Annotated in this window: 17 protein-coding genes; 12 read left to right on the forward strand and 5 right to left on the reverse strand. The window is 53.5% G+C overall.

The window, feature by feature from the left end; genetic code table 11:
- Positions 1-25: 25 nt before the first annotated feature.
- The 7 genes from D3A97_RS08295 to D3A97_RS08325 all read left to right on the forward strand — a co-directional run bounded on the left by D3A97_RS08295 (position 26) and on the right by D3A97_RS08325 (position 5,506).
- Positions 26-406: a RidA family protein gene (locus tag D3A97_RS08295; RefSeq protein WP_119077905.1), complete on the forward strand. Its 381-nt coding sequence runs from the start codon at positions 26-28 to the stop codon at positions 404-406.
- Between the two features lie 3 nt (positions 407-409).
- The gene (locus D3A97_RS08300) at positions 410-1,048 is read left to right on the forward strand and encodes a 3-hydroxyacyl-CoA dehydrogenase family protein (protein ID WP_119077906.1); all 639 of its coding nucleotides are present in this window, start codon (positions 410-412) and stop codon (positions 1,046-1,048) included.
- Positions 1,049-1,059: 11 nt separating this feature from the next.
- On the forward strand, positions 1,060-1,737 hold the full coding sequence (tsaB, locus tag D3A97_RS08305) for a tRNA (adenosine(37)-N6)-threonylcarbamoyltransferase complex dimerization subunit type 1 TsaB (protein WP_157986421.1): 678 nt from the start codon (positions 1,060-1,062) through the stop codon (positions 1,735-1,737).
- Between the two features lie 382 nt (positions 1,738-2,119).
- On the forward strand, positions 2,120-2,401 hold the full coding sequence (locus tag D3A97_RS08310) for an ArsR/SmtB family transcription factor (protein WP_209145680.1): 282 nt from the start codon (positions 2,120-2,122) through the stop codon (positions 2,399-2,401).
- A gap of 348 nt (positions 2,402-2,749) precedes the next feature.
- Positions 2,750-4,156: an MBL fold metallo-hydrolase gene (locus D3A97_RS08315; protein WP_119077908.1), complete on the forward strand. Its 1,407-nt coding sequence runs from the start codon at positions 2,750-2,752 to the stop codon at positions 4,154-4,156.
- A gap of 437 nt (positions 4,157-4,593) precedes the next feature.
- Entirely contained in the window at positions 4,594-5,088 is a 495-nt protein-coding gene (locus tag D3A97_RS08320; RefSeq protein ID WP_232825886.1) for a BON domain-containing protein, read from the forward strand.
- 43 nt (positions 5,089-5,131) lie between these two features.
- Positions 5,132-5,506 carry a LysM peptidoglycan-binding domain-containing protein gene (locus tag D3A97_RS08325; protein WP_119077910.1) on the forward strand — a complete coding sequence of 125 codons (375 nt, stop codon included), beginning with the start codon at positions 5,132-5,134 and terminating at the stop codon, positions 5,504-5,506.
- A 167-nt stretch (positions 5,507-5,673) separates the two neighbouring features.
- Here D3A97_RS08325 and D3A97_RS08330 read toward each other — a convergent pair whose 3' ends face one another.
- From D3A97_RS08330 to D3A97_RS08350, 5 genes are all read right to left on the reverse strand, one after another.
- Complete coding sequence (locus tag D3A97_RS08330) at positions 5,674-6,570, reverse strand: lysophospholipid acyltransferase family protein (RefSeq protein ID WP_119077911.1); 897 nt, start codon at positions 6,568-6,570, stop codon at positions 5,674-5,676.
- Positions 6,571-6,592: 22 nt separating this feature from the next.
- Positions 6,593-8,191: an L-aspartate oxidase gene (nadB, locus tag D3A97_RS08335; protein WP_119077912.1), complete on the reverse strand. Its 1,599-nt coding sequence runs from the start codon at positions 8,189-8,191 to the stop codon at positions 6,593-6,595.
- Positions 8,192-8,255: 64 nt separating this feature from the next.
- Entirely contained in the window at positions 8,256-8,927 is a 672-nt protein-coding gene (locus tag D3A97_RS08340; protein WP_119077913.1) for a lysoplasmalogenase, read from the reverse strand.
- Positions 8,928-8,960: 33 nt separating this feature from the next.
- Positions 8,961-10,295, reverse strand: coding sequence for a sensor histidine kinase (locus D3A97_RS08345; RefSeq protein WP_119077914.1), 1,335 nt, complete (start codon positions 10,293-10,295; stop codon positions 8,961-8,963).
- Positions 10,296-10,298: 3 nt separating this feature from the next.
- Positions 10,299-11,645, reverse strand: a complete 1,347-nt coding sequence (locus tag D3A97_RS08350; protein ID WP_119077915.1) for a sigma-54-dependent transcriptional regulator — start codon at positions 11,643-11,645, stop codon at positions 10,299-10,301.
- Between the two features lie 313 nt (positions 11,646-11,958).
- On the opposite strand from D3A97_RS08350, the gene D3A97_RS08355 reads away from it, so the two are divergent.
- From D3A97_RS08355 to D3A97_RS08370, 5 genes are read left to right on the forward strand one after another with little or no spacing between them, the layout of a single operon-like run.
- Positions 11,959-13,206, forward strand: a complete 1,248-nt coding sequence (locus tag D3A97_RS08355) for an efflux RND transporter periplasmic adaptor subunit (RefSeq protein ID WP_119078484.1) — start codon at positions 11,959-11,961, stop codon at positions 13,204-13,206.
- Between the two features lie 39 nt (positions 13,207-13,245).
- Positions 13,246-13,935, forward strand: coding sequence for an ABC transporter ATP-binding protein (locus D3A97_RS08360; RefSeq protein ID WP_119077916.1), 690 nt, complete (start codon positions 13,246-13,248; stop codon positions 13,933-13,935).
- A gap of 55 nt (positions 13,936-13,990) precedes the next feature.
- On the forward strand, positions 13,991-14,200 hold the full coding sequence (locus D3A97_RS24800; RefSeq protein ID WP_157986422.1) for a hypothetical protein: 210 nt from the start codon (positions 13,991-13,993) through the stop codon (positions 14,198-14,200).
- Positions 14,201-14,254: 54 nt separating this feature from the next.
- On the forward strand, positions 14,255-16,696 hold the full coding sequence (locus D3A97_RS08365) for an ABC transporter permease (protein WP_119077917.1): 2,442 nt from the start codon (positions 14,255-14,257) through the stop codon (positions 16,694-16,696).
- Between the two features lies 1 nt (position 16,697).
- On the forward strand, positions 16,698-19,058 hold the full coding sequence (locus D3A97_RS08370; protein WP_119077918.1) for an ABC transporter permease: 2,361 nt from the start codon (positions 16,698-16,700) through the stop codon (positions 19,056-19,058).
- Positions 19,059-19,060: the final 2 nt, after the last annotated feature.

Raw genomic sequence — 19,060 nt, forward strand, 5'->3', positions numbered from 1 at the left:
GCCTAAAACCTTATTTTTGCCACATATGGAAAAACAGATCATCAACACCACCAATGCGCCCGCGCCCATTGGCCCGTACAACCAGGCCGTGAAAGCCGGCAGCATGTTGTTCATTTCAGGGCAGATAGCCCTGAATGCGGAAACAGGCAAGCTGGAGCAGGATGACGTGATCGTGGAAACACACCGCGTTATGCAAAACCTCCGCAACATTCTGACGGAAGCGGGCATGGACTTTTCAGACGTGGTGAAGAGCACCATTTTCATAACGGACATGAATGATTTCTCCCAGATCAACGAGGTGTACGGCAAGTATTTTTCCGGTTATTTCCCCGCCCGCGAAACCGTGCAGGTAGCCGGTTTGCCGAGAGGCGTTAACGTGGAGATATCCATGATCGCCATCAAATAACGTATGGAAATTCTGGTAACGGGCCATCCGCAACGCTGGGAAGAACTGCGCAATAGCCGCAGTTTTGACGGGCATACCGTACACTGGGAGCAGGAGCTGCAGCCGCAGCGTTCTCCGGCAGACCTGGTGATAGACCTCAGCCTGGACGAGCAGCCGGAAAACCTGATGCTGTATGCCATGAAGCCCGAAGTGCCAGTGCTGGCCTGCCTGGTCAAAACAGCGCCCGCCGCCTGGGCCCATTACCCGCACATTTACGGTTGCAACCTGCTGCCCGGCTTCATCAGCATGCCGCGGCTGGAAGTGGCCACAGCCGCGCCCGGCAAAGAACTGGAAAACATCATGCGGCAACTGGGCTGGGAGTACGATGTAATACAACCCGCCACCGGCATGGTAACGCCACGGGTGGTGTGCATGATCATCAACGAAGCATACTTTACCGCGGAAGAAGGCACCGCCTCGCGGGAAGATATTGATACCTCCATGAAACTGGGCACCAACTATCCATACGGCCCTTTTGAATGGTGTGAAAAGATAGGCATCCGCCACGTATACGAAGTGCTGCAGGCCGTAGCCCGGGAAAACGGCAACGAGCGTTACGGCATCAGCCCGCTGCTGCAGCAGGAGTATGAAGCGCAATTATAAAACCGCAGACATTGGCACTGATATTACTGATAGACACGGCTACCGCCACCGGCTCCGTATCGCTTTCACAAAACGGCAAAACGCTCGGCACCCTGCAGAACAACGAGCAGCGGGACCATGCGGCCACCATCACCCTTTTCATCCGTCAATTGCTCCATCACCACGGGCTGCACCACCGCCAGCTGGATGCCGTGGCCGTGAGCGCCGGGCCAGGCTCCTATACAGGCTTGCGGGTAGGAGTGGCCACCGCCAAAGGCCTTTGTTATACCTGGCAAAAACCTCTGCTGGCCGTTTCCACCCTGCAGATGATGGCCGCCGGCATGCAGCGGCAGCGCCCTGCGGAAGAAGTGTATTATGCTCCCATGATAGACGCGCGCCGCATGGAGGTATTTACCGCCGTGTACAATGCCCGCCTGGAGCCTGTACTGGAACCGCAGGCCATGGTATTGCAACCCGGTTCATTCCATGATTTGATGACGGAAAAAAACACACTTTTTTTTGGTGACGGCGCCCCCAAATGGCAGGGATTGTTAGGAGAGCATACCAATTCAGAATTTCCACCATATCGGATTTCTGCCGAACATATGATGCCCCTTGCCGAAAAAGCCTTTGCAGATAAGGATTTCAAGGATGTTGCCTACTTCTCGCCCTACTACATTAAACCCTTCTTCACCCCCGGAAAGCCCTAACATCCGTTATTTTTTTAGCAGATTTTTAGCATTTCCCTGCATCATATTACGCATCAAAACGCGTTATAATCTGAGACGGCTGATCGGGACAGTAAAAAGCCTGCCGGAGTGTCATTGAATTGTCAAATTACGGGAAAAAGAGGGATATTCCGGTTTATATATTAAAAAAGAAGGTATAGAAATTTTTTTTATTGTGACAGATATTATAATTTTGTGTAATCAATATCCGTGATTGTTGTCTAATAGTCGCGTTTTACTGTCCGTTGATCCCTGTCATTTCATTTATTTTTAAAACTATTTTGCGATGGAAAAACAATTATTAACCACCTCTTCTAATACTCTTATTATTTCTAGAGGTAACAATGAAAAAGATCAGATCAAATTGGATTACATTGCCGTTAAGAAGGCCGCAATGGTGTTGAGAGCCATCAACCACAAGCTGCGCCAGCAAATGATCAAGCTGCTGGAAGACCATAAGCGCATGACCGTAACGGAGATCTATGTGAAGCTGCGTCTGGAACAATCAGTAGCATCCCAGCACCTGGCCATCCTGAGAAGGGCCGGCATCGTAATTACCGAGCGGGACGGTAAATTCATCCACTATACCATCAACAAGCAACGTATTGCAGAAGTAGCAAAATTCGTCGAAGAGCTGGTGGGATAAGGGTTAATTTATCTCCAATCTTTTTCAAATCCGAGGCACTTTTTGTGCCGGCACCATACTGACAACCGCCTTCAACTGAAGGCGGTTTTTTTTGTCGTATCCGGCCCCGGGCGAACGGTTTCTGCTGATGTTGGCCAGATTTATAGGGCAAGTATGGACGAGCCATGCTCCATCCATAGCAAAGGTCATGGGCAGCTATATGGTGGTCACGGCTAAATGTAGTCCCATAGCTGGCGCTGGCATATTAGAAATAATCTGTTGCTGACAACGGTTTTTACCCTCCGGGCTAACGACCACTGGCGGTCACTTCTCAACTTCTTCGTATTTTTGTCTGAAATCAAAAACCATATGTTCATTAAGCAGTTATATACGGGATGCTTATCGGAAGCCGCATATTTCATAGAATCTGAAGGTGTGGCCGCAGTAATAGACCCTCTGCGCGATATTGAACCCTACCTGGAACTTGCCAGGGAACGGAATGCCACCATCAAATACATTTTCGAGACCCATTTTCATGCAGACTTTGTGTCAGGCCACCTTGACCTGGCCGCCGCCACCAAAGCGCCTATTGTGTACGGGCCGGAGACCAGCACCGGTTTTCCTGTGCATATTGCGAAAGACGGGGAAGATTTCCAGATCGGTAAACTGACCGTGCGCGCGTTACATACGCCGGGCCATACCCTGGAATCTACCTGCTACCTCCTGTTGGACGAAAACAAGCAGCCGCATGCCATTTTCACGGGAGATACATTGTTTGTAGGGGATGTAGGCCGCCCCGATCTTTTCAGCGGCAACCTGAACAAGGAAGAGCTGGCCGGCCTCCTGTACGATTCCCTGCAGACCAAAATAAAGACCCTGCCTGACGGCGTGATCGTTTACCCGGCGCATGGCCCTGGCTCTGCCTGCGGCAAAAACCTTGGGCCCAATACTTTCAGCACCATCGGTGAGGAAAAAAGCACCAATTATGCGCTGCTGGCGGATAACAAAGATGAGTTCATCAGCCAGGTAACAGACGGCCTCAGCACGCCCCCGCAGTATTTCCCCATCAATGCGCAGATCAACAAGGAAGGGTATGACGCTATGCAAACCGTGATGGACAGGAGCCTGAAACCATTGTCTGTAAAAGCGTTCAGGGAAAAGGTAAAAGAGGGCGCCATGATACTGGATACCCGCAATGCCGGCACCTTTACAGAAGGGTTTGTACCCGGTTCCATGAGCATAGGGCTGGAAGGCCGCTTTGCAGAGTGGGCAGGCAGCCTGCTCAACTTTGAGCGCCCCCTGGTGCTGGTTACGGAAGAAGGGCAGGCGGAAGAAACAATTGTGAGACTGGCCCGCGTGGGATTTGACAAGGTGGAAGGTTACCTGGAAGGAGGCTTTGAGGGCTGGAAGGCCGCCGGTGAAAAAATAGACATGATCATTTCCGTAGATCCGGACGAGCTGGCCATGGACATCCCGCATGATGAGAACCTGGTAATAGTGGACGTGCGCAAACCGGCAGAATATGCGGACGGGCATGTAAAAAACGCTGTTAACCTGAGCCTGGGAGACCTGACGGACCGCGCCGGCGCCCTGTCTGATTTTGACGATCACCATAACCTGTATGTTCATTGCCAGGGCGGCTACCGCAGCGTAATTGCCTGCTCCATCATGAAGCAGGAAGGCATTCACAACCTCCGGAACGTAAACGGCGGGTTCGGCAAAATGAAAGACCAGAAAGGGATAGACGTAGTGAAAGAAAAGAACGTGCTGAACTAGCTGGCAGCGAATAGGATTATTAGTGCCGCCGGAGGCTTTGCTTCCGGCGGTTTTGTTTACCGGGCGGTCTGATGGCTCCGCCACCGGCGGTTGATTCCGGCTACCTGGCAGAGGGGCTGTTCCTCTGTGCCCTCACATTGTAACCCCGGCTACTCCGGCGCTAACGGGTGTCCTTTTCAATTCCTTCCCATCGTACCCCCATCCCCGTTATAAACACCCCGCCCGGAAAAAGTGTGTTTAAACACTATTCTCTTTTTGACCTCCCCACATGCACCCCAACGCTATATCTTCAATACAGATATATCTTGTATATTATACACATATGATTTTTCGTGATTGCAGAAGTGTACGTATCTGGTTGCTTAACAATTATTTAAACAAAAAAATAATTGCTATTTCCCCCGGAATTGGCTAAATTCCTATAAAATTTTAATCGTATGAAACAGCGTCAATCCTTTTTACTCACCTGTCTCGTTATGATGATGGGTGTTCTATTGTATGCTTGTAAACCAAGCGATGCCAAACTCCAGAAAGAGGTGAACGACAAGCTGGCAACAGCGGCACCGGGCGTTATTGCTGAAGTGAAGGGCGGCGTGGCCACGTTAAGCGGGGAAGTGATGGATGAGGCTGCAAAAACCGGAGCTGAAGAAGCTGCCCAGGGAGTGAAGGGAATCAAGTCAGTGACCAACAATGTAATGGTAACCCCTCCTCCTCCTCCGCCCGCACCGGTGGTGATCAACCCTGATGACCTGGTGCGCAACAGCGTGGATTCTTCCCTCCAGGCCGCCGGCATTTCAGGCGTAACCGCCACCGTAGCCAACGGTGAAGTGACCCTCACCGGTACTATCAAAAAAGCTGACCTGAAAAAAGTAATGCAGGCCGCTAATGAGTCCAAGCCTAAAAAGGTGGTGAACAAACTGACCCTTCAATAACCGGCTTTTCATTCCACACCATTAACCTTAAAAAAGTAAAACGATGGCACTACAAGATAAATACGCAGAACTCGTTAACCAGGCCAATGGCGCCGGTGTTACCGGGTTGCAGGTGGCCGAGCAAAATGGCGTACTGTACGTAACCGGCACGGCCCCTTCCAGCGCCGTAAAAGACCAGATATGGAGCACTTACGAGAAGCTGGACCCCGAAATGCGTTCCGGGGACCTGGTGCTGAACATTTCAGTGGCAGAGGGCGCAGAACAGGAGTATGAAGTGAAAGCGGGAGACAGCCTGAGCAAAATAGCCAAAAACTACCCTGGTCTTACCTGGCAGAAAATTTATGAAGCCAACAAAGACCAGATCAAGAACCCGGATATCATTCATCCCGGGCAGAAGTTGAAGATACCTTCAGCCTGATACCTGCAGGCTGCCATAAGCAGTAAAGGCGTACCACATCCGGTACGCCTTTACTGCTTATGGTGTAGCCGCCGCTTGCGCGGAGGTTACACCATGGCCATCTGTTTTGCGCCTGCCTGACGGCGGCCTGCGCGGTTATTCCCTGTTCCTGTTTTCTCTGCGCACAGCTATTCCTCACTTTCTACCCCGCCCCGCAACCCGTCCGTTTCCGGGCGGTATGCATGTTTCCACCGCCGGTGGCTCCACACCCATGTTTCCGGCTGCTCAAGAATGCGTTGCTCAAGGTATTGCACAAACGCTTCCGTGATCCTCCCTTCGGGCTCCCGGCGCGGTTCTTCAAACGCCAGCGTGAGCGTGGCCTTATAATACCCGCGTTTTACTTTTTTGATATGGGCAAACACCACGGGAATGTCGAAGCGGCGGGCGTTCATTTCAGGGCCTTTGTAGAAGGCCGTCATCCGGTTCAGGAAAGGGAACCAGTAGCTGCGGCGCGGGTTGCCGGGGTTCTGGTCTGCCACCAGCGCCAGCAGATATTGTTTGCCCACCCACGCCGCCATGCCGTTGCGCATGTCATTGGCGGGAATGAGTTTGGTGCCGAACTTTTCGCGGAAGTGGATGAACATGCGGTTCACCGCCTTGTTGGTAATGGGCATGAATACTACCAGGAAGGGGTAGGGCACGCCCTGCATGCAGAAGAGGTTGGCCCACTCCCAGTTGAAATTGTGGCCCAGGTGCAACTGGCAGCTTTTTCCCTGCGCATAGAGCTGGTGCAGTACAGACAGGTCGCAGTCAAACCGCTTCACCAGGCTGCGGCGGCTCATGGTCAGCAGCTTGATGGTTTCTACCATCATGTCTGTGAGGTTGCGGTAGAACTTTTTGGCCAGCTGCCTGACCTCCGCCTCCGGCTTGCCGGGAAAGGCCTGCCGCAGGTTGTCCAGCACCACTTTCCGGCGGTAGCCCAACACATTGTACACCAGGAAGCAAAGCCCGTCACTGATGAGGTAGAGCAACCACAGGGGCAGTATGGAAACGCCGTAACAGAATGCCAGAATAATGTAATACATGGGCCACTCGCGCTTTTTACCGTTACAGGATGATGTTCTGAACCAGTTCTGATTTATATGGGTAATCTGTATTGTAATGCAGGCCCCTGCTTTCCTTGCGGAACGCGGCGCCTTTTACCACCAGGTAGCCGGCGGTAATGAGGTTGCGTAGTTCGCACAGCTGGGGAGACACGGCGGTTTCCCGGTAAAGGGCCTCCGTTTCCAGGTGCAGTATGTCCAGCCGGCGCATGGCCCTTTCCAGCCTTGTGTTGGTGCGCACAATGCCCACGTAGTCACTCATGATCTGCTTCAGCTCCTTGAGGCTTTGTGTAATGAGGATCATTTCTTTGGGGGCCGTGGTGCCCAGCGTGTCCCAATCAGGGATGCTGGTTTTGAAAGCGGTGTTGCCGATCACTTTCACGGCGTCCTGGTAGCAGCGGTGGGCAAACACCATGGCTTCCAGCAGGGAGTTGGAGGCCAGGCGGTTGGCGCCATGGAGGCCGGTGCTGGCGCATTCTCCGGCCGCGTACAGATGGCGGATGGAAGTGCGGCCCCATTCGTCCGTTTTTATACCGCCGCAGCTATAATGTGCCGCGGGGGCCACGGGTATCATGTCTTTTGCGATGTCTATGCCCAGGGAGCGGCATTTTTCGTAGATATTGGGGAAGTGATGGATGAATTTTTCGAGGTCCATATGCCGGCAATCGAGAAACACGTGCTCGGTACCGGTAATTTTCATCTCGCTGTCTATGGCGCGGGCCACAATATCCCGCGGCGCCAGGGAAAGGCGCTCGTCATACCGGTGCATAAAGTCTTCCCCGTTCTTGTTGCGCAGAATGCCGCCATCCCCGCGCACCGCTTCGGTGATCAGGAAGGCGGGGCTTTCTCCCGGCTGGTACAGGGCGGTGGGGTGGAACTGGATGAACTCCATGTTCTCGATGCGGCCCTTGGCGCGGTACACCATGGCCACGCCGTCTCCAGTGGCTATCACGGGGTTGGTGGTGGTGCGGTATACCTGCCCGTTGCCGCCGGTGGCCAGCAGGGTAATACGGGAAAGTATCTTTTCGATCTTGTTGGTCTTGAGATTGAGCACGTAAATGCCGTAACACTCAATGTCCTGTGTGGATTTGGTGACCAGGTATCCCAGGTGGTGCTGTGTGATGAGGTCTATGACGAAGCAGTGGGTAACCAGTTCTATATTGCTCTTGCGGCGGATGGCCTCCAGCAGGGCGCGTTCAATTTCGCGGCCGGTTACGTCTTTGTGGTGGATCACCCTGAACTCCGAGTGGCCGCCTTCCCGGCCCAGCGCAAAGTCGCCATCCGGCGCCTTATCAAAGTTGGCGCCCCAGGAAATAAGCTCGTTGACCCTTTCCGGACCTTCCTTGACCACTATTTCCACTATTTTTTCGTTGCAGAGGCCGTCTCCCGCAATGAGGGTGTCTTCAATATGCTTCTCAAAGCTGTCGTTCTCCAGGTCGTTCACCACGGCAACGCCGCCCTGCGCATATTTGGTATTTGTTTCGTCTTCGCGTGTTTTAGTGATAATGGTCACTTTCTTGTCCGGGCATTGCTCCGCCACTTTTAGCGCATAAGTGAGTCCTGCAATCCCGGAGCCTACTACCAGGAAGTCTGTTTGATGCATAGAACATCAAAATTAGTCAATTATGGCTTATTTCACCTGCTCTCTTTATAGCGGTGGCGCCGCTTTATTTTCTTCGCAATGCCCCGAAGTAGCGGGCGCTGCCTTCCACTATCATCCACTGGGCCAGGCCGTAGGTGAGCATTACCAGCAAACCGGCGCCTGTAAAGGCGGTATGGAATTTTTCTACGGCCAGCACGGAATCCGAGAGTACGAACAGCAGGGCGCCGGCCACACAAAGCCGCCCGGTAATGCCGCTCTGCCAGCCAAAGGCCCGCAGGGCAGATAGCAGCATGACGGAGATCACCACCGTGTATACCATCACCGCCGGCTTCAGCACCCCCAGGCGCGGCGCCAGCAGGCTAACTAACAGGATGGCATATACGGCAACGCCGGCGGCGGTGGCTATTTCCGGTATGCCGATGCGCGGCCTGGGCCTTACCTGCAGGAAAAAGGCAATATAAAGGGCGTGGGCCGTAAGAAAACTGAGGAGGCCGGGTACGAAGTTTTCCGGGAAAAGCAGCAGTACGTCTCCGCCCCAGGAAAAAATAATGGCGGCAAAAATGAGGTTCCTGGCACGAAGGTGTAAGCCGCCGGTACGGGCCCAGCAAAAGAACCCCAGCACTATCATGAGCAAAGGTTTGGTGGCGAAGCGGGCGTAAGGGATGTCTGCAGCTATTACAGCCATATCTGCCAGCAGCACCAGGAAGTATAGTACTGCCAGGTATTTTGGTTGCATATCGCGGAATTGTCTGGGCAACTTACTTCCATTTTAGCTGGTAAGCAATACGTAAAAAGTTGTACCCTTTTCCGGGGTGCTCACCACCTTGAGCTGCCCGCCGTGCATCTGGATGATCTGTTGTGAAAGGCTCAGCCCGATGCCGGAGCCTTTCTTTTTGGTGGTAAAGAAGGGGATGAATATCCTTTCCTGCGCTTCCGGCTCAATACCGGGCCCATTGTCCGTAATTTCTATGATGATCTGCTGCGCGTTGCCCATGGCGCTTTTTACCTGTATGCGCGGCCGCTCTGTATGCTCCAGCGCGTCCATGGCGTTTTTTATCAGGTTGATCAGCACCATCTGCAACTGGGCCTCGTCCGCATGCACCTCCAGGTTGTCTGGCGAAACGTGGGCCGTATAAATGATGCCGGCCGCTTTCATGTCTGATTGCAGCAGGTTGCTGATGGAGCTGATCAGCTGTTTGAGGTTCACATTGGTGAATTGCGGCTTGGGCAGGGTCGTATAGTCGCGGTAGGCGTTCACAAAGTTCATGATGCCCTTGCTGCGGCTTTCAATGGTCTCCAGCGCTTCTCTCAGGTCTCCTACCGCTTCAGACTGTTCTGCGGTGGGCGCCATGTCATGCTCCACAATATCCTGCATGGTGCCTATCAGGCTCACAATGGGCGTTACGGAGTTCATGATCTCGTGCCGCAGTATCTTGGTGAGGTTCTGCCAGGCTTCCAGCTCTTTCTGCTGCAGCTCCGCATGAATGTTCTGCAGGGAAATGAGTTTTATCAGCCTGCCCTGCAAACGCACGGTGGTGGCCTGTATGGAGAGCTGCTGCCCGTTCTGCGTAGCGTAGAGCGATTTGCTGCCCGCGGGCAGCTGCAGCAGGGTTTGCGCCAGGTCTGGATGTACATGCTTCAGCTCGTCGAGGTAACGCAGCCTGTAGATGCCCATGAGGCGGAAGGCGGCGGGGTTGATCAGTTCAATTTTCCCGTCTGCGTCAAAGGAAAGTACGCCGATGGTGATGTGCTGAATAATAGTGTCTATGTATTTGAGGTTGGCTTCCCTTTCCGCGCGGGTTTGGCGAAAGGCCTCCAGCACTTCGTTGAACTGGTGGTTCAGGGCGCTGAAGCTCTTTCCCAGCTTGTTGTCCGCACTGAAACGGATGGAAAAATCTTCATACCGGATGGCCTCCAGGAAGAGGGTGAGCTTGCGGTTCACCCGGTTCAGGTAATAGTAGAGGCCCATTATCTGCGCAATTATGAAAGGCACCATCAGCAGTATCACCAGCTGGTACCCGTTCCACCACAGCCAGCAGCCGGCCATAATAGTGGCAATCAACACCACTATGCGCAGTAGGATATTAAGGCTGAAGCGGTTCATGTGTTAAAGGTTGTATTTTTCCATGCGGCGGTACAGCGCGGCACGGCTCAGGCCCAGTTCCCGGGCCGCATCGGTGATGTTGCCGTTGCATTTCTTGAGGGCCTGCGATATCATGTTCCGCTCCATGTCTTCCAGGTTAAAGCCGGTGTCCATCTGTTCCGAGGCGTTATTGGTTTTTACGAACACGTCTTTAGGCATCAGCGTTTTGCCCTGGCAAAGGATCACGGCGCGTTCTATGGCGTGCTGCAGCTCTCGGATGTTGCCGGGCCAGTCATATTTCTCCAGTTGGGTAATGAGGCTTTCGTGGAGGAAAGCTACGGGCCGGTTGTATTTTTTACGGTACATGCCGAGGAAGTATTCGGCCAGGGGCACAATGTCTTCCACACGGTTGCGCAGCGGCGGCAGTTGTATTTCTATGGTGTTGACGCGGTAAAGAAGGTCTTGCCGGAAGAGCTGCTGGGCCGCCATTTGCTGGATGTTGCGGTTGGTGGCGCAAATGAGGCGCACATCTACGGGCACGGCCTTGTTGGAGCCCACGCGGGTAACGGAGCGGTTTTGCAGCACGGTCAGGAGCTTTGCCTGGAAGGGGATGGAGATGTTGCCGATCTCGTCCAGGAAAATAGTACCCCCGCTGGCTTCTTCAAAGCGGCCGGCACGGTCGTCCCGCGCATCCGTGAAGGCGCCTTTGACATGGCCGAACAGCTCGCTTTCAAACAGGGTTTCGCTGAGGGCGCCCAGGTCTACGCTTACAAAAGGTTTGTCTTTCCGCTGGCTGAGCGCATGGATATGGCGGGCCAGCAGGTCTTTACCCGTTCCGTTTTCGCCCAGTACAAGAATGTTGGCGTCTGTACCGGCCACGCGCGATACGGTTTCCATCACTTCCTGCATGGCGGGGCTGTCTCCGATCAATACGTTGTCTGTATGCAGGGTGGCGCCGCCGGCCTTTTTCTCCTGCTTGGCCTGGTGGGTTTGCACGGCGGTTTGCATGGTAGCCAGCAGCTTGTCGTTTTCCCAGGGCTTCAGCACAAAGTCTGCCGCGCCGGCCTTGATGGCGCGCACGGCCATTTCCACATCGCCATACGCGGTAAACAGCACTACGGTGGCTTTGGGGTTAATGTCCAGGATGCGGTCCAGCCACTCAAAGCCCTCCTTGCCGCTGCTGAGGTCCCGGGTAAAGTTCATGTCCAGCAAAATAACGTCATAGTCGAAATTGCTGACCAGGTAGGGGATCTTCTGCGGGTTCTTTTCAAAGTCTACCTGGGCAAAGTGCCGTTTTAACAACAGGCGCGCTGCCCGTAATACATCTACGTCATCGTCAACTATCAGGATCTTTCCTTGCTGTGTACTCATCGGTATTAAAATTTCCTTGTGTTAGCCAATACGCAAAACCTGTTCCGTTCCGCCCCGCCGCTTCTGCCGCCGCAATGGCGAAAAACGGCCAAAACGGCCCCGGAAGCAATATTAAAGAAAGATTTTTTGGGTTGTATGGTTATTTTAGGGGGTGTCCGCCACCCGTCTGCCGTGTCCGGAAACGGACACCGCCTGTCCGCTTTGGAACAGGGCGGCTGGCGGCCATACTTCCCAAATAGGCCATGGTGCCCAATCTGGCTCTTTGGCATGGCTTGGCACATGGATTGGTTAAATGTACGCAGCAATTAAGATCATGGACAGACAACTCAAAAAGAAATATTGGACCAGGCAACGCATTTTTCTCGTTGGCGGAGGGGGCATACTGGTACTGCTCATCTTGTGGAGCTTCATCTTTGCGGACAAAAGGAGCAAGCTGAATGTTGAAAAAGACAAGATCACGATCTCTACGGTAACCCAGGGGTCTTTTGACGAATATATTGTGGTAACAGCAGTGGTACACCCCCTGAAAACCATCCGGCTGGATGCCATTGAGGGCGGCTATGTAGCCCGCAAGTTCCTGGAAGGCGGCAGCATGGTGAAACAGGGCGATTCCATTCTCCGGCTGGAGAACCAGCGCCTGATGATGGACTTCGTGAACCGCGAAACGGAAATGTACCGCCTCATCAACGAGCTGCAGAACACCCGCCTGCGGTTGCGGCAAGACCGGTTTGCGCTGGAAAAGACCCTCAGCGACCTGGATTACCAGGTAGACCAGGCCAAAGACATTTACGACCGCAACACCAAGCTGTTCAAAGAAAAGGTGATAGCCGAGCAGGAGTACCTGAAAACCAAACGGGATTATGAAAAGCTGGTGCGGCAGCGGGAAATAGAAGTAAAGTCGCAAGCCTACCAGATAGACAACTCCCAGACGCAGATCTCCCAGCTGGAGGGCACCATTGCCAGAACGCAGCGCAACCTGGCCATGATGAAGGAAAACCTTAACAACCTGGTGGTGCGCGCCCCGGTAGACGGGCAGTTGTCTTCCATCAACGTGGAAGTAGGCACCAGCATTTCCGCCGGCCAGAACATTGGCCAGATAGATGACCTGGACGGGTTCAAGATGCGTGCGGAAGTAGACGAGCACTATATTTCCAGGGTATTTTCCGGGCTGAAGGCCAGCTTTGAGTTCAACGGCAAAAACAACGAAATGGTACTATCCAAAGTATACCCGGAGGTGAAGAACGGGCGCTTTGAAGTAGATATGAATTTTTCAGCCGCGGCACCTGAAGGGATCCGGCGCGGGCAATCCTCTCCTATCCGCCTAGAATTAGGAAAGTCTTCATCAGCGCTGTTGCTGCCCGTGGGCGGGTTCTTTTCAGATACCGGCGGCAACTGGGTATATGTGGTAGACAAGAGCGGCACGCGGGCCGTGAAGCGCAACATTTCCCTGGGCCGCAAAAACCCTGTATATTTTGAAGTGCTGGAAGGCCTGCAGGCCGGCGAGCAGGTGATCACCTCTCCCTATGAGAATTTCGGCAATAAAGAAGTACTGGAGTTTTAACCTTACAACCGATCCAATCACAAACAAACAAAAAGCACAATGATCAGAACAGTCAATTTACAAAAGCTGTTTACTACCGAAGAGGTGGAAACCACGGCGCTGAACGGTATTTATATGGATGTGCAGGATGGCGAGTTCGTGGCCATCATGGGGCCCTCCGGTTGCGGCAAGTCTACCCTGCTCAACATCCTGGGTTTGCTTGACAACCCTTCAGACGGGGAGTACCATTTCTGGGGCCAGGAAGTGGCGCGCATGAGCGAGCGCCAGCGTGCCCAGCTGCGCAAAGGGGCAATCGGTTTTGTGTTCCAGAGTTTCAACCTGATTGACGAGCTGACGGTGTTCGAGAACGTGGAGCTGCCGTTGCTGTACCTGAAAGTGCCCGCCAGTGAAAGGAAAAAAAGGGTGGAGGAAGTGCTGGAGAGAATGAACATCATGCACCGCCGCAACCACTTTCCGCAGCAGCTCTCCGGCGGCCAGCAGCAACGCGTGGCCATTGCCCGCGCCGTAGTGGCCAAGCCCAGGCTGATATTGGCAGATGAACCTACCGGTAACCTGGATTCTACCAACGGGGAAGAAGTGATGAAGCTGCTGCAGGAGCTGAACGATGCCGGTACCACCCTTATTATGGTAACCCACTCGCCCTATGATGCCGGCTTTGCCCATCGCATCGTCAACCTTTTTGACGGCAAAGTTGTAACGGAAAACATCAAGGAACAGTTTCACGTATAAAACCCGACCACCGGCCTTGCGGCAAACGCCGTGAGCAGCCTAAAACCGGACTAACATGGAAAAGTCATTGACCTGCTTTCTCAACAAACTGGTGAGCGCCCAACTCAACCCCGGCTATGCTACGGGAGAATACAGCGGGCCCGCAACGGGAGACCTTCTCCAGATGCTGCCGTACGTAGCCGTTCCGGCTTTGCTGGTGCTGATAGCAGGACTTTACTGCATCAGCATTTACAGGAAAAGGGGAACATTCCCTTACAGGCCGTAAAGGCGGATTATTGAACCTCCGGGATGCTTGCCGTGCCCGGGCCAAACGTAGCCTATGCTGCAGAACTATCTTAAAATAGCCTGGCGCAGCCTTTGGAAGAACAAGGGGTATACCTTCATCAATGTGGGCGGGCTGGCCGTGGGCCTGGCCTGCTGCCTGCTGATAGCCCTTTATGTGCTGGATGAGCTAAGCTATGAGCGCTGGAACCCCCGGGCAGCAAGGACCTACCGTATCAATTCAGACATCCGCTACGGCGGCAGCGATATGGCGTTGGCCACCTCCTCTTCGCCCATGGGCGCCGCCATTATAAGAGATTACCCCGCAGTGGAAAATTTTGTGCGCCTTCGGAAAACCGGTAACTGGCTGGTGAAAAGCGGGGAGCGGCAGTTTGTGGAACATACAGTGTATTATGCAGACTCTACTTTTTTTGACGTATTTCCGGTAAAAGTAATTGCAGGCAGCGCAAAACAGGCGCTTGCCCGCCAGGGCACGCTGGCCATGAGCAAAACCACCGCCCTGCGGTACTTCAGCACGCCGGAAGCGGCTATTGACCAGACCGTATTACTGGATAACAAACACGCGTACCGCATCACTGCCGTGTATGAAGACATACCCGCCAATTCCCACCTGGACGGCAACATGCTGCTGGCCATGGCAGACGAGGCCCAGAGCCTGGAAACCGATAATTGGGGCTCTCACAACTTCAATACTTACCTGCTGCTCCGGGAAGGCGCCGGGGCCGGGGAGTTCAAAAAGATATTCGAAGGGTTGCACCGCAACCACATAGCCCCCGGCATACAAAAGCTGGGCATTACTATAGAAGAACTGGAGAAACAGGGCAGCTACCTGCGTTATTCCGCCGTTCCCATCAAAGACATTCACCTGTATTCCAACCGTAGTAATGAACTGAAGGCCAACGGCAACATCCGGTACGTTTATATCTTTTCCGCGGTGGCCCTGTTCATCCTGCTCATTGCCTGCATTAATTTCATGAACCTGGCCACGGCCCAAAGCGCAGGCCGCGCCAGGGAGGTAGGTATCCGCAAGGTGCTGGGCAGTAAAAAAGGCTCCCTTGTAAGCCGTTTCCTGTCCGAGTCTGTTATTACCGTGGTATTGGCGCTGGCAGTGGCATTGGTGGCGGTAACGCTGGTATTGCCGTATTTCAGCCGGCTGGCAGACAAGCCGTTGAGCCTCTTTAGCCTGCTGAACTGGCGGTTTATGGTACTGGCCGCCGCGGTACCGGTAGTGGTGGGCATGGCGGCCGGCAGTTACCCCGCTTTCTTTTTGTCCGCGTTTCAACCCATTAGCGTGCTCAAAGGCATGATCCGTCATACAATGAGCGGCGCCAGGTTGCGCAGTGTACTGGTGGTGCTGCAATTCACCATGTCTGTGATATTGCTGACCGGTACCATTGTGATCTACAAGCAGCTTTATTACATCCAGCACAAGCAGCTGGGTTTTGACAAGGAGCAGGTGCTGATCATCCAGAACAGTTTTACACTTGCGCCGCAGCAGGCAACCGCTATCAAGCAGGAGCTGCAGCAGTTGCCCGGTGTGGAAGCCGTATCCATGTCGGGCTTTTTGCCGGTGCCCTCTGTGCGGAACGATAACCCTTTGTTCCCCGGCAGAGAGCGGGAGCATGCCAAAGCCGTGTATTTGCAAAACTGGTCTGTGGATGAAGGCTACCTGCGTACCATGAAAATGGAAATGACCGCCGGCCGCTTCTTTTCCCGGCAGTTCGGAACAGACAGCAACGCCGTGGTACTCAATGAGGCCGCCGCAAAAATGTTTAGTTTTAAAGACCCGGTGGGTAAGATCATTTACGCTCCGCAAGACGATGAGTGGGAAACAATGCGCCCCCTCCACATCATAGGTGTGGTACGCAACTTCCATTTTGAGAACATGCGGCAAACCATTGGCCCGCTGGCGTTCTTTTACAATAAGCCCGGGGAGACCGCCTCCCGCATACTGGTGCGCAGCACCGCCGCTACAGACAAGCAGGCGCTGGTACGGCACGTGGAAGACAAGTGGAAAACGCATGTGCCCGGCCAGCCTTTTGATTACAGTTTTATGGACAGTGACTTCAACAATATGTACAAGGCAGACCGGAAGGTGGGCCAGATAGTGTTGCTGTTTGCCGGCCTTGCCATTTTTGTGGCCTGCCTGGGGCTCTTTGGACTGGTGGCCTACGTAGTGGAACAGCGTACCAAAGAAATAGGCATCCGCAAGGTGCTGGGCGCTTCCGCGGGCAGCGTAGTGACTTTGCTCAGCAAGGATTTTATACGCCTGGTGGTGTTGGCTATTTTGCTGGCCATGCCGCTGGCCTGGTACCTGATGCGGCGCTGGCTGCAAGACTATGAGTATCGTATAGACATGCAATGGTGGATGTTCCTGGCCGCGGGCGGCATTGCCGTGTTCATTGCATTGGCAACGGTTTGCTTCCAGTCGGTAAAAGCAGCATTGTCTAACCCTGTTAAATCACTTAAAACAGAATAGCATGTGGAAGAACTATGTAAAGATTGCATGGCGGAACCTCTGGAACAACAAGATGTTTGGAGTGATCAATGTTGCCGGGCTCACCTTCGGGCTTACCTGTTGCATGTTTATCCTGCTGTGGGTGGCCAATGAATGGAGCTATAACCGCCATCATGAAAACCTGTCAAACATCTACCAGGTATATGAACACCAGTACCTGGCGGAGAACGATATATTCACCGTAACCGCTACCCCCGGCCCGCTGGCAGACCAGCTGAAAGCGGAAATACCGGGCATCCTCAAAGCGGGTATCCTTTCCTGGAGCTCAGACAAGCTGCTGCGTGTGAAGGACAAGAATGTGAAAATGGCGGGGCAGTATGCCAATAATGACCTGCTGCAGGTATTTTCCTTTCCCCTCCTGGAAGGGGACCGGGCCACCGCGTTGCAGCGCCCGAATGATATTGTTATCACGGAAAAGCTGGCCCGCAGCCTGTTTGGAGAAAGCAAAGCAGTGGGGCAGGTGGTGAGGCTTGACAATAAGGAAGATTACCAGGTAAGCGCCGTTATCAAAGACCATCCGCTTAATTCTACTTTCAAATTTGAATGGCTGCTGTCCATAGAAAGGCTGGTGGCGGAAAACCAGTGGCTGAAAGAATGGGGGGCAAATGCGCCCCGTACCTACATATTGGCGGATGCGCAGGCGGATATTCAGAAAATGAACGCCCGTGTAAAAGACATCATAAAACGCAACAAAACAGACGCCAAAACAGACGTGTTCCTCTATCCCTTTCAGGACATTTACCTGGAAGGCCGCTTTGAGAAAGGTAAGCTGAGCGGCGGGCGCATAGAGTACGTGCGCCTGTTCATCATTGTAGCCGTTTTTGTGCTGCTGATAGCCTGCATTAATTTCATGAACCTTTCCACCGCGCGGGCTACGCAGCGCAGCAGGGAAGTGGGCGTGCGCAAAAGTATTGGGGCCGGCAAAGGCGCCCTCATAGGGCAGTTCCTGGGAGAGTCTTATGCCCTGGTATTTATTTCCACTGTGCTTTCGTTGTTGCTGGTGTGGCTGCTTACGCCCGCTTTTGAAAGAATGGTAAATGTTACGCTCACAGTACGGCTCTTTACCTGGTATAACATAACCGGCCTGCTGCTGCTGGCATTGTTCACCGGTTTTGCGGCGGGCAGCTACCCCGCGTTTTACCTCTCGTCACTGCACCCGGTGGCAACACTCAAGGGTGGCATGTTGCGCCTGCGGGCCAGTGCGCTGTGGCTGCGGAAGGGCCTGGTGGTTTTCCAGTTTGTGGTGTCTACCGTGCTCATTGTAGGGGCCATTCTCATATACCAGCAGATCCGTTTTATCAAGAACAGGAACCTGGGCCTGAATAAAGACCAGGTGGTCTACTTCCAGAATGAAGGCAGCATAGCCCAGAACAACGCCGCCTTCAAAAACGCGCTGCTGGGCATGCCGGGCATTGTGTCCGTAACAGAGGCCGACCAGATCCCCATCAGCGTGAACAACAACAGCAGCAACGTATCCTGGCCCGGCAAGAACGAAGATGAAAACATATTGATCGATAATTTATGGGCTGGTTTTGGCCTGGAAAAAACCATGCAGATACGTATGTTGGAAGGCAGGATGTTTTCCGCAGATCATTTGTCTGATGCCAATGCCGTGGTGATCAACGAAACGGCGGCCAAACTGATGAAGCTCAAAAAGCCGTATGTGGGCAGGCTCATCTCGGTAGATGAGGTGCAGCGCCCAGTGCTGGGCGTAACGGAAGATTTTGCCAGCAACCATGCGCAAATAAAAACCGGCCCGCTGCTGATCCGTTACCAGGCTGCCGGCAACTGGCTTGTGCTGGTACGTATACAACCCGGCCAAACAGACAAGGCAATAGCCAGTATAGAGAAAGTATACAAACAGTTCAATCCCGATTATCCTTTCACCATCAAGTACATGGACGAGTCTTTTGCCGCCATGTATGCCAGTGAGCAGGTGATTGGCCGGCTGGCCGCCGCATTTACGCTGCTGGCCATTTTCATTGCCTGCCTGGGCTTGTTCGGGCTGGCCACCTTCACCGCCCAGCAGCGCACCAAGGAAATAGGCATCCGCAAGGTGCTGGGCGCCACCGTTGTGCAAATACTGGCTTTGCTCAGCAAGGAATTTTTACGCCTGGTGCTGGTAGCCATTGCTATAGCGCTGCCCCTCGCCGCTTATTTCATGCATGGATGGCTGAACCGGTTTGCCTACCATGTGGAGGTAGCCTGGTGGGTACTGGTAGTAACCGCTGTACTGGCGCTGGTGCTGGCCATGCTTACCGTCAGCTACCAGTCTATTAAAACAGCCCGGATGAACCCGGTGAAATCTTTAAGATCTGAATGATT

The sequence above is a fragment of the Chitinophaga alhagiae genome, from assembly GCF_003568665.1.
Lineage (GTDB): Bacteria > Bacteroidota > Bacteroidia > Chitinophagales > Chitinophagaceae > Chitinophaga > Chitinophaga alhagiae.

Coding starts and splice junctions, on each gene's coding strand:
- D3A97_RS08315 (WP_119077908.1), top strand. CDS start 2,750: ATGTTCATTAAGCAGTTATATACGGGATGCTTATCGGAAGCCGCATAT.
- D3A97_RS24800 (WP_157986422.1), top strand. CDS start 13,991: ATGGAAAAGTCATTGACCTGCTTTCTCAACAAACTGGTGAGCGCCCAA.
- D3A97_RS08320 (WP_232825886.1), top strand. CDS start 4,594: ATGAAACAGCGTCAATCCTTTTTACTCACCTGTCTCGTTATGATGATG.
- D3A97_RS08370 (WP_119077918.1), top strand. CDS start 16,698: ATGTGGAAGAACTATGTAAAGATTGCATGGCGGAACCTCTGGAACAAC.
- D3A97_RS08340 (WP_119077913.1), bottom strand. CDS start 8,927: ATGCAACCAAAATACCTGGCAGTACTATACTTCCTGGTGCTGCTGGCA.
- nadB (WP_119077912.1), bottom strand. CDS start 8,191: ATGCATCAAACAGACTTCCTGGTAGTAGGCTCCGGGATTGCAGGACTC.
- D3A97_RS08360 (WP_119077916.1), top strand. CDS start 13,246: ATGATCAGAACAGTCAATTTACAAAAGCTGTTTACTACCGAAGAGGTG.
- D3A97_RS08300 (WP_119077906.1), top strand. CDS start 410: ATGGAAATTCTGGTAACGGGCCATCCGCAACGCTGGGAAGAACTGCGC.
- D3A97_RS08345 (WP_119077914.1), bottom strand. CDS start 10,295: ATGAACCGCTTCAGCCTTAATATCCTACTGCGCATAGTGGTGTTGATT.
- D3A97_RS08365 (WP_119077917.1), top strand. CDS start 14,255: ATGCTGCAGAACTATCTTAAAATAGCCTGGCGCAGCCTTTGGAAGAAC.
- D3A97_RS08330 (WP_119077911.1), bottom strand. CDS start 6,570: ATGTATTACATTATTCTGGCATTCTGTTACGGCGTTTCCATACTGCCC.
- D3A97_RS08295 (WP_119077905.1), top strand. CDS start 26: ATGGAAAAACAGATCATCAACACCACCAATGCGCCCGCGCCCATTGGC.
- D3A97_RS08325 (WP_119077910.1), top strand. CDS start 5,132: ATGGCACTACAAGATAAATACGCAGAACTCGTTAACCAGGCCAATGGC.
- D3A97_RS08355 (WP_119078484.1), top strand. CDS start 11,959: ATGGACAGACAACTCAAAAAGAAATATTGGACCAGGCAACGCATTTTT.
- D3A97_RS08350 (WP_119077915.1), bottom strand. CDS start 11,645: ATGAGTACACAGCAAGGAAAGATCCTGATAGTTGACGATGACGTAGAT.